Raw genomic sequence first — 13,502 nt, forward strand, 5'->3', positions numbered from 1 at the left:
ATATGGCAACAGTTAAAACAAAAAGAGAGCGAATAAAATTTGCTTCTGATAATGTAGCGGGCGCATGTCCTGAGGTATTAGATGCAGTATTGAAAGCTAATGATGGTGATAGCACTCCATACGGTAATGACCAAATATCAGCCGAATTACAAAAGAAGTTTTCAGAACTATTTGAAAAAGATGTAATTGTTTTTCCAACTGCATCAGGAACGGCTGCTAATGCATTAGCTTTAGCAACAATGACACCATCATATGGTAATATTTATTGTCATAAACTTTCTCATATTAATACAGATGAATGTGGGGCACCTGAGTTTTATACAGGGGGTGGAAAATTAGTTACTTTAAATGGAATAAATGGAAAAATAACACCTGAAGAATTAGATCAGTCTATTACTGGTAAAGGCATTGTGCATCATACTCAACCTGCCTCAGTAAGCATTACTCAAGTTTGTGAAACAGGAGAAGTATACCAATTAGATGAGATTAAAAAGATTTCTGAAATTACGCACAAGCATAATTTAAATATGCATATGGATGGAGCACGATTTGCAAACGCTTTAACTGCATTAAATTGTACTCCTGCTGAAATGACCTGGAAATCAGGTATTGATGTTTTATCATTTGGAGCAACAAAGAATGGTTGTATTGCAGCTGAAGCAATTATTTTTTTTAATAAAGATCTAGTTGGTAATATTGCTTTTTTAATGAAAAGAGCAGGGCATTTATTGTCTAAGATGCGTTTTGTATCTGCTCAGCTTGATGCATATATTTCAAATGATGTCTGGCTAAGAAATGCAAGACATGCAAATAAGATGGGAAAAAAATTAAGTGAAGGATTAGCAAAACATAATAGTATCAAACTAGCATACCCAACAGAAGCAAACGAAGTTTTTGCAAAATTTCCAAGAAATATGATTGAGCATTTAAATTCAGAAGGCTACAAAATGAATGAAGATGAGCTTGATGGACAAGCAGTAAGATTAGTTGCTGCCTGGAATACTCAAGAGAGTGATGTGGATCAATTATTAGAGACCTTAAAAAAATCTAACTAGGATTTTGTTTTAAAAATTCAATATATTTAACAACTTCATCAAATTGTTCGTCAGGTATATCTTTATAAGAGTTCTCAAAGTTCTCTTTGACACATAGAGCAACATGGGCGTAGGGATTTCTTCCTTTAGGATGATTTGGATGGCTTGGTAACTGACCTAGTAAATAATCGCCAGCTTCCTGTATCATTTTCCACAGTTTACTTGCGTTTTCTTTATTCACACTGTCCCATTTTTTGTTTCATCTCTTTTAAATCGAGTTTAAATCGAGTTATCCTATAAAATCCTATGGTTATGTTTTCCAAATAAAATAATTTTATTTAATGTTACATCTAATTAGTTTTTCACAGGTGTCCGCCCTGCTTATACTGTCATAATAGGCTATTGTTGTTCCTGTCCATTTTTGGCTATAAACTCCAAACCTAAACATTGGCCCATGTTTTTTACCATCTATAGTCATGACTTTGCTCAGGGTTTTGCCTTTGTGGTCTAATTTTAATTCACTATTAACCCAAATCTTAAAAAAACCTTCGTCGTTATCAGTCCAGTTTGCATGTAATATGATATCGTGCCATTTTCCTCTTACATCATCGATATCTACCAACTTTTGATAAAATTTTTTGTGTAAAGATATATTATCTTTGTGCCATGAATTACAATACGTTACACCTGATCTGTCTGACATTAATCCGTCTTTATTGAGACGTATTGTTAGAGATATTTCTGTACAGTTTGAATCATTTTTATTTTTACCTCCTACAACATATTTCCTTGTTTTGGATAAATGTTTATTATGAGTTTTGAATTGTCCAAGTATGATCTGGCCATCAATATTTTTTGGGCGATTGCTCTCCTTAGGAATATATATACTCCATGAGTACCATTGATTTCCTGTTTCCCCCATAGATTTTGGATAATCCATAATTATCTCAGACCTTCCAATCCATTTTTCTGAAGTTCTTTTACAGTCTCCTTTATTTTTTTTAGGTCCACAATCATCTTTTCTTTTTTCAAATCTAAGAGAATATTCTCCATCTCTAACTATATCTTTTGAATATCGAAGAGCCCAAGGGGCATTACTTTGCCATCCATGCGTCCTCCAATTTTTGGACCATGTCCCTACATCCTCTAACCATTTTATTTTTTGATCTGGTTTAAAAATATAATTTTCTTTAAAATATTTTTTTTTAGCATAGGAATTGTTAGCAAATAACAAGGTTATAATTAGTAAGAAAATTATTTTTTTCATAATCCAAGATTAACAAATTCTGAACAATGAGTCTATTTGCTTTAAAAATAGCTATTTGATTTATCTATTTTAAATCGAGTTTAGCATCGAGTTTTTTAATTAAATTGACGAGTCTTTAAGTGATTTATTTCAAGCTAATTTTTTAATATCCGCATAAGTACTGTAGAATAGTGTAGCTTAATGCAGGATAGGTTGAACCTCTAATCCCGTAAATAATTGCCAGCTTCCTGTATCATTTTCCAGAGTTTACTTGTGTTTTCTTTGTTCATCAAAGTGAGATTAATCTCTAAAGTTTACAAATTCTACGGGAAGACCAATATCAATAGCAGTTATTGCCGACATTGCTTCTTGAAGGTCATCTCTTTTTTTTCCTTCAGCGCGTAACTCTTCTCCTTGAATTTTAATCTGAATTTTAAGTTTTAGTTTTTTTATTTCAGTAATAATTTTTTTTGCATTTTCTTGGCTAATACCTTCTTGGAGTTCACTAACCTGTCTAATCGATGAACCTGCAGCATTTTCTGAGTTTTTGATTGATAATACTCTTGGATCTACCTTTCGTCGTATAAGATGAACCTGTAATAATTCATTAACTTGTTTTAATTTTAGCTCATCGGGAGCTAATGTGGTGATAATCTTATCTTTTCTTTCAATTGAGATATGAAGTCCTTTAAAGTCAAATCGATTACCAATTTCTCTAAGGCAGTTTGCAAGAGCGTTATCAAACTCTGGGTAACTAACTTTACTGATTACATCAAATGAAGGCATAATTTTTTATTATATAATGAATTGACCTTAACAAAAATTTTCATAATTGACTATTTGATTTATTTTGAAACTCTTTTAAGTTGTAATTATATGGAAGATTTAGTCAAAAAATTAGAAGAACAGATTAGCTTTCTTCAAAATGAAATATCACAAATGAGTGATGAAGTGTATTCTCAACAAAAAGAAGTATCAGTTTTAAAAAAACAAGTTTCAAATCTTGAAAAAAGAATTAACGAATTAGAGAGCAGTGATGAAGCGGGTATGGTTATGATTGATAAAAAACCTCCACATTATTAAACTTTATTATTAATCCATGACAGAACAATTTGATGTTATTGTAGTAGGTGCGGGTGCCGCTGGTATGATGAGTGCCATAGAAGCTGGCAAACGGGGACGAAAAGTACTTTTAGTCGATCATGCAAAAAAGATAGGAGAAAAAATTAGAATATCGGGTGGTGGACGATGTAATTTTACCAACATACATACTCATCCTAGTAAGTTTATTTCAAACAATCCTAAATTTGTAATATCAGCTTTAAAACAATACACCCAAAATAATTTCATAGATTTAATAAAGAAACATAATATTAAATTTCATGAAAAAAAATTAGGACAGCTCTTTTGTGATGAAAGTGCTCAACAAATTATAGATATGCTACTTTTAGAGTGCGAGATGGCAAAAGTAGTTTTAAAAAAAGATACAACTATTGATGATATAGACAAACAAGATGATAACTATTTTATAGTTGTTGGAAGTGATAAATATTTCAGTCAGTCATTGATTATTGCAACAGGCGGTCTGTCTATTCCAAAAATTGGAGCAAGTAAATTTGGCTATGATATTGCTCAAAAATTTGGTTTAAAAGTTATTGAAACATTACCTGCACTAGTTCCTTTAACATTTAGTGAAAAAATACTAGCAATTTGTAAGGAACTTACTGGATTATCTGTTGAAGCAGTTGTTTCATTTAAAAAAACTTTTTTTGAGGAAGGAATGTTATTTACTCATAGAGGTTTGAGCGGACCTTCTATATTGCAGATCTCTTCTTATTGGAAATTAGGAGATAATATCAAAGTTAATTTATCACCAAAACTTGATGTAGATAAATTTCTAAATGATAGAAAGATCTCTAGTCCTAAACAAGATATAGGCATTATAGTTTCTGAAATTCTCCCTAAACGGTTAGCTCATATAATTTGTAATGAAAATAATGTTAATGGAAATATATGTGAATTATCCAACAAAGTATTAACTAGTTTGAGTAATTCTATAAACGCGTGGGTGATAAATCCAATAGGAACCGAAGGTTATAGAACTGCTGAAGTAACTTTGGGTGGTATTGATACTGAAGAAATTTCTTCTAAAACAATGATGTCCAATAAACACCCTGGATTATTTTTTATCGGAGAAGTTGTAGATGTTACTGGTCATTTAGGTGGTTATAATTTTCAATGGGCTTGGTCTTCTGGATATGTGGCAGGTCAATATGCTTAAAGACTAGTTATTGGTGGAATTATCTCAGTTTTTTTTATATTCAACACCTTTTCTATCCAGTATTTCTTTTACTTTATCAGAATAAGGTTCATCAATATGTTCGGTAGTAGGATTTAATTCGATTCCGGCTGGCGTGATAGTAGATGGCATAGCAACGAACTGAGAATCAGGATTTTCAACTGTTTCTCTAACCCTCATTCTGTAGATACCAAACACACCTATTAAAGCATGAAAGAAAAGTAAAAATACAAAAAAACCATTAGAGCCAACAATATTCATAAATATTGAACAAAGGAATGGACCACTCATAGCACCCAAGCCAAATGTAAATTGTATACCAGCTCCAGCTGCTACAAATTTTTCTTTTGGTATATAGTCATTAGTGTGCGCACAAATCAAAGAGAACATTGGTAAGCTACAAATTGAAAATAAAATTAAAAAAATAAAAAACCATACTTTACTTGTGGCAAGTTCACCAGGTAAGTACATCTGACCTGATGATAGAATAGCAAGTAAAGCAAATAAAGATGCACCAAATGTTGAAATTATTATTACTTTTCTCCTATCATATTTATCAGAAAGTTTTCCAATAGGATATTGAGAGATAGCACCAGAAATTGCTAAAAGAAAAGTCACAAGTGATATTTGAAAAATAGTAAAATTCATTGAGGCCGCATATACTGCTAACAATGTAAATAGTGCAGACTGGATTGTTCCATAAAAAAGAGCACTTACCATTCCAAATGGTGAAGTTTCATAAAGTTCTTTTAAAGGCATACCTTGAATTTTTTTAAATGTAGGTGGTTTTTTTTTAGTTAAGAGAATAGGTATAAGGGCAAGAGACGTAATAATTGAAACCAATATAAAGGGTTGATAATTTTCAGGTCTACTAAAGTTCAATAAAAACATTCCTATACCCATTGATCCATATAAAATAACCATATAAATCGATAAAATACTTCCTCTATTTTTATTGCTTGATCTGTCATTCAACCAACTTTCAGCAACAGTATAAATACAAACCATACTTATTCCTGTTAAAACTCTTAGAATAAACCATACATAAGGATTAATAAATATTGAGTGAACCAAGATAACCAAAGATGCTAAAGACGCAAAAGCTGCAAAAACTCTAATATGACCTACTTTGGAAATAAGATTAGAAATTGTCATTGCACCTATAAAGTACCCAACAAAATAACCTGACATCATAAACCCAGTTGCCGTTAGACTAAATTGTTCTTGAACAGCCCTTACACCTAATAGGGACCCTTGAAATCCATAGGCCATCATTAAGAACCCAATACCTAAAAACAATGCCCAAGAGTTCTTTAAAACTTTATTCATAAAACTGACCGTACTTATTTGCGATCTAGATGTAAATCAAGTCTTTATTATGATAAAATTATGAATTTCTTAGTTTAATAAAAGAGTGAATGGCAATTGCTGTAATGATAACAGCACCACCTTGGATAGTCTCCAGGCTGGGTTGTTCTTTAATAATTAACCACACCCAAATAGGACCAATTATAGTCTCTAGTAAGAAGAATAGGTTTACTTCAGCTGCAGGTATGAACCTTGGAGCTATAGTCACTAGCACAAAAGGTATAGCAACACACATAACACACATTAAAGGAACAATAATTAGATCACTATCAACTAGTGCAAAGCTTTCAATGAACAGAAGTGCAAACATTGCTACAATTAATTTTCCAACAACAGCTGCTGGGATTAAGTTTTTATCCTTTGCGGATCTAATAGTAACTGCTCCAACTGCCAAACCTAAAGCAGTTATTAGGCCTAATATATCTCCAAAAAAGTTACCTAATTGTATTGAATCGTAGAATATATAAATAGCAGCAGTAAAAGTTACAAATATTGTAATCCATGTTTTTCTATCAGGTAATTCTTTTAAAAATATTGCACCAAGCACTGCAGATAACATAGGAGCCATTGCAATCATAACTAATGTGTTTGCAACATTGGTATTTTGTATTGAAACAACAAAGGTAATATTGGTTACAGAGAAAGTACCAATATAAAGTAAGCCATGATAGCCACTTGAAAAAAGCATTTTAAAGAAATTTAATTTATAAATTAATAACATTCCTAAAAATACAGTGATGAAAGGAATAAGGCCTCGATAAAAAACAAGCCCCCAAGTATCAACATTAGAAAGTCTTATAAATAAACTATCGGGAGTAATAAACATTACTGCAACAAATGCGAGTAAAGATCCTTTTTGCTGGTCGGATAATTTGTTCAAGCTTTTAATCCTTTCCAAAATGTTTTTGCAAGATTAATGCTTGTAAGATCATAAAAAGATTTTAATCCTGTAGGAGAGGTTACATTAATATCTCCATTTAATTTTTGGTCGATAAAATCAATACCAGAAAAATAGATGTCATTTTTTTTAAGATCTTTACCAATTATATTTGAAATTTTATTTTCTAATTTTGTTAATTTAGCTGAGATAGGTATCGCTCCTTTACTCATGTTGCTTAAAAAAGATCCTTTTTTTGGAACTCTAGAGATCGCACCGCAAACTTTACCATTAATTATAAAAACTCTTTTATCTCCAAACTTAATCTTTGGTAAAAACTTTTGACACATAATATGTCCATGTTTTTTTATAAAATTTATAATCAATTTCTTATTTATTTTATTTTGAAATAAGTGAATATCATTTCCACTAAAACTATGAATAGGTTTTATAATCATTTTTTTATTTTTAGAAAAAAACTTATTAATTTCATTTATATCTTTTGTGAAAATTGTATCTGGCATATATTTTTGAAAAGATGTTGAGTATAATTTTTCAGAGATATTTCTAATAGAGGTTGGATTATTAATAATTTTAACTTTATTTTTTATCTTATCCAAAATGTAAGTTGTTGAAATGTATTCTAAATTAAAAGGAGGATCTTGCCGTATCAAAATATACTTACATTGTGTAAGTTCTAGTTTTTGTTGGTTTAATATTTTAAAATAACGCTTATTTGAATAATTAAACTCTACGTAAAATCCATTCGCTACGACCTTATCGTTAATAATTGAAAGGTCTTTAGGTTCATAATAAAAAATTTTGTATTTTAACCTTTGTGCTTCAATGGCTAGAAATATACTAGTATCCGTTAGAGGCTTTAGTTTTGAAGGATGATCACCTTGAATTGCAACTATCTTATTTGTCATATAAATCGTTTAAATTTTCATTCTTAGAAAATTTATCTATCATATGATCTGCGTTTGTTGTCTTATTATCAATCAGTTTATCTAAGTGATTTAAAAACTTAGCCTCATTATCATTAGATTTACTCAAAATGTCTCTGTTTAATAATCCTTTTCTAGAAATCCCAAGGAGCAAGGATGACCAATGTAATAGGTCTTTTCCCATCAACTCAGTGTTAAACCCTTTTTTAGGTGCTTCTAGGTAGGCATTAATTATTTTATTCTTATCCCACTTAGAAATTAATTCGTAAGCCTCATCTAAATTTCCATATAATATTCCAGTATTAAAAGCAGGTCCAGAACACAAACAATCCCAACCACAAGTGTCCATTGATCTTAACTCTATATATTTCTTAAGTCTATTTTCTGTAAAAATTGTACTTAGGTGAGTGGTTAAATCGTCTTCAGTTGGAAGTCGGTTGTTAATTTCACTAATTTTTCCATTCATGAAATCTGAAAATGAATAATTGCTTCCTGATAAATATTCTTTTTCGTTTTGAATAAATAATAAAGGAAAGTTTATTGAAAAATCTGCATATTTTTCAAAATCCATATTATCAAAAAAAACTTCAGGTAAACCTCCTCTCGATGTTTCTTGCCAAACTTTAGAACGATAAGAACTGAAACCACTATTTTTTTTTTCAATTATTGAAGAATTTGCAAAAAGGGCAATAGATATTGGAACTATAGAATTAACTATCTTAAACTTTTTAATAAAATCTTTTTCAGAATCGTAATCCAAGTTAAGTTGCGTACCACAAGTTCTATACATCATATCTAAGCTTAAAGAACCACCATTAGGCATATCCTTAGTCATTACTTGATATCTTTGTTTTGGATTATTAGGAACTTCACTAAGGGTTGAAATTGGATCAAAACCAGCACTAACAATTTTTAAATTTAATTTTTTTGTTACTTGCTGTAACTCAAATAAATAATCATGAGACTCAGCACATGCTTCATGGATATTATTTAGTTTATCACCTGATAACTCAATTTGATTTCCAGGCTCAAGAGTAATACTTTTTCCTTGTTTCTGTAATCCAATAATATTTTCTTTTTCCATTATTGGCTTCCAGCCAAATTCACTTAGCAGTGAAAACATTTTTAGGACAGTAGGGTAATCTACTCTTTTGTTTGTTTTTTCATCAAATAAAAATTTTTCATGCTCAATGCCAATTTTAAAATTTTTAACATCTTTAATTCCAGACTCAAAATATTTGATAATATGTTCTTTATGAGTGATCATTGATTTATATATAAGGATTTAAAATTCATTTTAAAGTCTTTATGTTTAACTCTTCTGTTTGAAAATTTTGTATTGGTTGCTTTAGTTATTTGAAGCGGTGCTTAGTAATGATAATTGAGTGATCTTATCATCCCCTAATTCATCTATAGGTTTAACAGGATATTCACCTGTAAAATAATGATCTGTTAATTGAGGATAATTATTATCTCTTTTGTTAAAACCCATTGCTCTATAAACACCTTCTAAGGATAAAAAATCTAATGATTTAGCACCAATATATTCACAAATTTCGTCATTAGTTTTATTTGCAGCAAGTAACTCTTTTTTAGTAGGAGTATCCACACCATAAAAATCAGGAAACCTAATTTCTGGACAGGCAATTTTTACATGAACTTCTTTGGCTCCTGCATCATATAACATTTTCACAATTTTATGAGAAGTTGTCCCTCTTACAAGCGAGTCATCTATTAAAATAATTATCTTATCCTTAATAGTTGATTGATTTGCATTTAATTTTAATTTTACACCAAGACTTCTAATTTTTTGACTAGGTTCAATAAAGGTTCGACCAACATAATGATTTCTAATCAAACCTAATTCAAAGTTAATTCCTAAGTGTTGAGCAAAACCAAGGGCTGCTGCATTACCAGAGTCTGGTACAGGAACTACAATATCTGCTTTGATTTTGTTTTCTTTTGCAAGTTCAATCCCAAATTGTTTTCTATGTTCATAAGCAGATTTACCATTTAGTAAACTGTCTGGTCTTGCAAAATAAATATACTCAAAAACGCACGGACGAACTTTTCTAGCAGGGAAGGGTTTGATGCTTTTTAGTTCATTATTCTCTATATAAACAACCTCACCGTTTTCTACATCTCGAATATATTTTGCACCAATTATATCTAGTGCACATGTTTCAGAAGCAAAGACATAGCTATCTTTGATTTTCCCAATTACTAATGGTCTGATACCATGAGGATCTCTTACACCAATTAAAGTATTTTGTGTTAGCATGACAAGCGCGTAACCACCTTGTATTTGGAATATGGCATCTATAACTTTATCAATTGTTTTGTTTCTTTTTGATTTAGCAATTAATTGAACAATTGTTTCTGTGTCAGATGTAGTATGAAATATTGCACCATCTTGAACCAATCTATTTCGAAGAGTTATTGAATTAGTTAAATTTCCATTATGAGCTACACCGATACCTCCAGCATTTGTATCTGCAAAAAAAGGCTGTATATTTCTTAAAGTGTTTTCACCAGTTGTACTATATCTGTTATGACCAATAGCATAATCACCAGGTAAACTATTTAACACTTTCTCTTTATTAAAATTATCTCCAACTAAGCCAAATCTTTTTTCAGAGTAATATTTTTTTCCATCAAATGTTACTATTCCACAGCCTTCTTGACCTCTATGTTGCAGAGCATGTAATCCTAAAGCGGTTAGTGCGGCTGAATCTTTATTGTTACTTACGCCAAAGACACCACATTCTTCTTTTAATTTGGGATTATAAATCTTGAATTTTTTCTTTGGAATCTTGATAGTTTTTTTCATTTGGAAACTCTTTCAATAAATAATTACTACCTTTTTCAATATATGGGAAGGCGTATGATTTATCAGTATTAATTGGCCATTTACTATAATTATACACAATATCTATAGCTGAAAATAAACAAATACAGATTACATAACTTCGGATAAATCCAAAAAATAACCCAAATAAGGAATCGAGTCTTCCAAGACCAACAAATTTTACCGTCTTACTAATGGCTTTATTTGTAATAAGAATAACAAAGATCACTAAAATAAAGATAGTTATGCCGAGCGCAATATCTAAAACATATTCACTATCAATTATATTTTTAAAATAAGGCTTAGCTTTTGGAAAAAGAAGTAAAGTTACAACATAAGCCAATACCCATTTTGAAGCTGACAATAAACTTAAAACAAAACCTTTACTATAACACTTGATAACTGAAAAAATTGTAATGATTAGAAATATTAGATCTATTAAAGACACTGCTTGATAAAAATCTTTTAAAGCATCAAGCATAATAATATTATTTTCCGAATGGTTTACTTATTAAAATAAGAGAGGGCAGTAAAGTTAATACTGAAATCATTGCAAGTAACATTGCTAAACCAGTAAACACACCAAAATAAATTGTGGGTATAAATTTAGAGAAAACCAAAATTGAAAACCCAAAGACAATGGTTATTGAAGTATTTAGGATTGCAACACCCACTGTTGAGTGACAAACTTTTAGTGTTTTATTATAGTCTTTAATTTTTAAAAACTCTTCTTTAAACCTATAAATGTAGTGAATACTATTGTCTACTGCTATTCCTATTGTGATTGCAGCAATAGTAATAGTCATCATATCAAGGGGTATTCCAAGCAGGCCAATAATTCCTAAAATAAAGAAAGCTGCAATAAAATTAGGAACAACACCAATAAGAGATAGTTTAAAATTTCTAAATAAAATCATAAACATTGCAAAAATTCCAACCATTACTAAACCCAATGTGAGTATTTGAGATTTAAAAAGGCTTTGGAGTAAATTATTAAACAAAATTAAAACACCCGCTAGTTTAAATTCTTCTTTGCTAAGTTTTAATTCATTTTCAAGGTCATAGTTTATTTGGTTTATTAAATCATTTCTTCTTAAACCATCCTGTGAGTCAATAATTCTAAGGCTTATCCTAGCCTCATTATCTTTTATGGATATATAAGGATCTATAATATCTTTTTTTATAGTTTCTGGAATTTTTGAATAAAGCACACCCATTTCTAAGGTTCCAAGGGGCTTGTTATTATTTAATTGTGTAGCAACTTCAATAATTGAACTAAATGATAAAACCTTTCCAACTGCAGGAAGATTATCTAAATAATTATGAACATTTTGAATTTTTTCAATTTTGTCTTTTGTAAACCAGTATTTTTCATCATCTTTACTGCCTTCATCATCCCAGCTTTCAAATTCGTCATCTTCGGTAGTCTCTACTATGATATTTTCAGGAAATTTTAATATAACTTCTAAAGGTGTCGTGCCACCTAGTTTTTCATCAATAAGTTTCATGCCTTTATAAATCTCAGTATTTTTATTAAAGTAATTTATAAAACTATTTTCAACTTCAAGCTTACTTATTCCAACAACACTTAAGACGACAACCAAACCTGTTACTAAAAAAATTATACTTTTATTATTAATAGAAATTTTACCAAAAAAAGAAGTAATTTTAGAATCTGCATCTTCTTTAATTTTTACTTTATTGCTAGACATAAAGCTCAATAGAGTAGGGAGTAAAGTAAATGTGATTATAAAAGAAGTTATTAATCCTAAAGTCATCATCCACCCAAAATCAATAATAGGTTTTATGCCACTAAAAACTAAAGATAGAAAAGCGCATATAGTTGTAAGAACTGTATAAATAATAGGCCAAAACATCTTACTAGTTGTCATTATAATAATTTTTAAATTATCTAAATTTGGAAAATCTTCTCTTAATTGTAGAAACCGGGTACTCATATGAATATTCATTGCCATAGTTAGAATTAACATTAAAGCAATAAAGTTTGAGGATATAACAGTAACCTTCCAGCCTAAAAGACCAAGTAGACCTGTCATAATTAAAACTGAAAAAAAGCAGCTACTAATTGGAACAATAATCCATATTAGTTTTCTAAATATAAACCACAGAGTAGCAATAATAAATAAAAGAACTCCTAGACCAAAAACAATAATATCACTTTTAATAAATGACATCATATCATCTGTGATCATTGGAATACCACCTAAGTATATTTTTCCAACATCTCCATAGGTTTTAATAACCTCTCTTATTTGGGTGATATTTTCATGATTTTTCTTTTTTAAAGTATCTTTATATTCTTCAATTTCTTGAGCTGATTTATTTTCAATATCTTTTAGTTCATCTTTTTTTATATAAACAATAATGCCACTTGTTTTACCATCCTCACTTATTACAAAATTTCTAAAAACTGGACTATTTAATATTTCATTAAATCCTCTTTCAGTATCAACACCTTCATCTTTTAAAGTTTTAAAACTTTCTAGTCTTTCTTGAAGAGGTGCTTCTGAATTATTTAATAAAGGGATATCAAGTAGTGTAATAACGCTATGAACCCAATCTAGACTTTGAATTTTATATTTTAAACTTAAAAGATTATTAATAGAAGATTCAGTAACCATTCCCTCATTAGGAGAATAAGTTAAGATTAAAAACTCTTTAGAACCATATCTTTCAGTGACTTCTTTCAAGTATTCAAGATCAGGATCCCCTTCAATTAACAAAGTATCAGATGAGGCATCTAGTCTAAAATCTTTAGAAAAATACCCAAAACTTAAGAGAGTAATTAACAGTAATATAAAAATTGATTTAGGATTTTTTAAAACAATATTTTGATAAAATAGAGAAAGCATTCACAGCTAA

General features: G+C 29.9%; 13 protein-coding genes. 3 read left to right on the top strand and 10 right to left on the bottom strand.

The window, feature by feature from the left end; genetic code table 11:
- Window positions 1–2: 2 nt before the first annotated feature.
- The gene (locus tag SAR11_RS03485; protein ID WP_011281871.1) at window positions 3–1,055 is read left to right on the top strand and encodes a threonine aldolase family protein; all 1,053 of its coding nucleotides are present in this window, start codon (window positions 3–5) and stop codon (window positions 1,053–1,055) included.
- On the opposite strand, the gene SAR11_RS03490 is transcribed toward SAR11_RS03485, so the two are convergent.
- The 3 genes from SAR11_RS03490 to SAR11_RS03500 all read right to left on the bottom strand — a co-directional run bounded on the left by SAR11_RS03490 (window position 1,048) and on the right by SAR11_RS03500 (window position 3,066).
- Entirely contained in the window at window positions 1,048–1,275 is a 228-nt protein-coding gene (locus tag SAR11_RS03490) for a hypothetical protein (RefSeq protein ID WP_041185782.1), read from the bottom strand. The genes SAR11_RS03485 and SAR11_RS03490 overlap by 8 nt on opposite strands.
- Window positions 1,276–1,368: 93 nt before the next feature.
- Entirely contained in the window at window positions 1,369–2,301 is a 933-nt protein-coding gene (locus tag SAR11_RS03495; RefSeq protein WP_011281873.1) for a polysaccharide lyase, read from the bottom strand.
- Between the two features lie 279 nt (window positions 2,302–2,580).
- The gene (locus tag SAR11_RS03500; RefSeq protein ID WP_011281874.1) at window positions 2,581–3,066 is read right to left on the bottom strand and encodes a YajQ family cyclic di-GMP-binding protein; all 486 of its coding nucleotides are present in this window, start codon (window positions 3,064–3,066) and stop codon (window positions 2,581–2,583) included.
- Window positions 3,067–3,156: 90 nt separating this feature from the next.
- Here SAR11_RS03500 and SAR11_RS03505 point away from each other — a divergent pair, with 90 nt between their 5' ends.
- Together SAR11_RS03505 and SAR11_RS03510 are read left to right on the top strand one after the other, a co-directional pair.
- The gene (locus tag SAR11_RS03505; protein WP_041185783.1) at window positions 3,157–3,363 is read left to right on the top strand and encodes a SlyX family protein; all 207 of its coding nucleotides are present in this window, start codon (window positions 3,157–3,159) and stop codon (window positions 3,361–3,363) included.
- A gap of 16 nt (window positions 3,364–3,379) precedes the next feature.
- Window positions 3,380–4,561, top strand: coding sequence for an NAD(P)/FAD-dependent oxidoreductase (locus SAR11_RS03510; protein ID WP_006997219.1), 1,182 nt, complete (start codon window positions 3,380–3,382; stop codon window positions 4,559–4,561).
- A 24-nt stretch (window positions 4,562–4,585) separates the two neighbouring features.
- Here the strand turns inward: SAR11_RS03510 and SAR11_RS03515 are convergent, their stop codons facing one another.
- The 7 genes from SAR11_RS03515 to SAR11_RS03545 form a co-directional block, all read right to left on the bottom strand.
- On the bottom strand, window positions 4,586–5,908 hold the full coding sequence (locus SAR11_RS03515) for an MFS transporter (RefSeq protein ID WP_011281876.1): 1,323 nt from the start codon (window positions 5,906–5,908) through the stop codon (window positions 4,586–4,588).
- A 58-nt stretch (window positions 5,909–5,966) separates the two neighbouring features.
- Window positions 5,967–6,827: a DMT family transporter gene (locus SAR11_RS03520; protein WP_011281877.1), complete on the bottom strand. Its 861-nt coding sequence runs from the start codon at window positions 6,825–6,827 to the stop codon at window positions 5,967–5,969.
- Window positions 6,824–7,753: a glutathione synthase gene (gene gshB, locus SAR11_RS03525; protein ID WP_006997216.1), complete on the bottom strand. Its 930-nt coding sequence runs from the start codon at window positions 7,751–7,753 to the stop codon at window positions 6,824–6,826. The genes SAR11_RS03520 and gshB overlap by 4 nt, the downstream gene beginning before the upstream one ends.
- Window positions 7,743–9,038 carry a glutamate--cysteine ligase gene (locus SAR11_RS03530; protein ID WP_011281878.1) on the bottom strand — a complete coding sequence of 432 codons (1,296 nt, stop codon included), beginning with the start codon at window positions 9,036–9,038 and terminating at the stop codon, window positions 7,743–7,745. The genes gshB and SAR11_RS03530 overlap by 11 nt, the downstream gene beginning before the upstream one ends.
- 81 nt (window positions 9,039–9,119) lie before the next feature.
- Entirely contained in the window at window positions 9,120–10,601 is a 1,482-nt protein-coding gene (purF, locus tag SAR11_RS03535) for an amidophosphoribosyltransferase (protein ID WP_011281879.1), read from the bottom strand.
- Window positions 10,555–11,100, bottom strand: a complete 546-nt coding sequence (locus tag SAR11_RS03540) for a CvpA family protein (RefSeq protein ID WP_006997213.1) — start codon at window positions 11,098–11,100, stop codon at window positions 10,555–10,557. The genes purF and SAR11_RS03540 overlap by 47 nt, the downstream gene beginning before the upstream one ends.
- Before the next feature lie 7 nt (window positions 11,101–11,107).
- Entirely contained in the window at window positions 11,108–13,492 is a 2,385-nt protein-coding gene (locus SAR11_RS03545; protein WP_011281880.1) for an efflux RND transporter permease subunit, read from the bottom strand.
- Window positions 13,493–13,502 lie beyond the last annotated feature (10 nt).

It is taken from the genome of Candidatus Pelagibacter ubique HTCC1062, from assembly GCF_000012345.1.
Taxonomy (GTDB): domain Bacteria; phylum Pseudomonadota; class Alphaproteobacteria; order Pelagibacterales; family Pelagibacteraceae; genus Pelagibacter; species Pelagibacter ubiqueversans.

What these genes read in the sequence shown, in the direction of transcription:
- SAR11_RS03485 (WP_011281871.1), top strand. Translation starts at nt 3, where the DNA reads ATGGCAACAGTTAAAACAAAAAGAGAGCGAATAAAATTTGCTTCTGAT.
- SAR11_RS03495 (WP_011281873.1), bottom strand. Translation starts at nt 2,301, where the DNA reads ATGAAAAAAATAATTTTCTTACTAATTATAACCTTGTTATTTGCTAAC.
- SAR11_RS03500 (WP_011281874.1), bottom strand. Translation starts at nt 3,066, where the DNA reads ATGCCTTCATTTGATGTAATCAGTAAAGTTAGTTACCCAGAGTTTGAT.
- SAR11_RS03505 (WP_041185783.1), top strand. Translation starts at nt 3,157, where the DNA reads ATGGAAGATTTAGTCAAAAAATTAGAAGAACAGATTAGCTTTCTTCAA.
- SAR11_RS03510 (WP_006997219.1), top strand. Translation starts at nt 3,380, where the DNA reads ATGACAGAACAATTTGATGTTATTGTAGTAGGTGCGGGTGCCGCTGGT.
- SAR11_RS03515 (WP_011281876.1), bottom strand. Translation starts at nt 5,908, where the DNA reads ATGAATAAAGTTTTAAAGAACTCTTGGGCATTGTTTTTAGGTATTGGG.
- gshB (WP_006997216.1), bottom strand. Translation starts at nt 7,753, where the DNA reads ATGACAAATAAGATAGTTGCAATTCAAGGTGATCATCCTTCAAAACTA.
- SAR11_RS03530 (WP_011281878.1), bottom strand. Translation starts at nt 9,038, where the DNA reads ATGATCACTCATAAAGAACATATTATCAAATATTTTGAGTCTGGAATT.
- purF (WP_011281879.1), bottom strand. Translation starts at nt 10,601, where the DNA reads ATGAAAAAAACTATCAAGATTCCAAAGAAAAAATTCAAGATTTATAAT.
- SAR11_RS03540 (WP_006997213.1), bottom strand. Translation starts at nt 11,100, where the DNA reads ATGCTTGATGCTTTAAAAGATTTTTATCAAGCAGTGTCTTTAATAGAT.
- SAR11_RS03545 (WP_011281880.1), bottom strand. Translation starts at nt 13,492, where the DNA reads ATGCTTTCTCTATTTTATCAAAATATTGTTTTAAAAAATCCTAAATCA.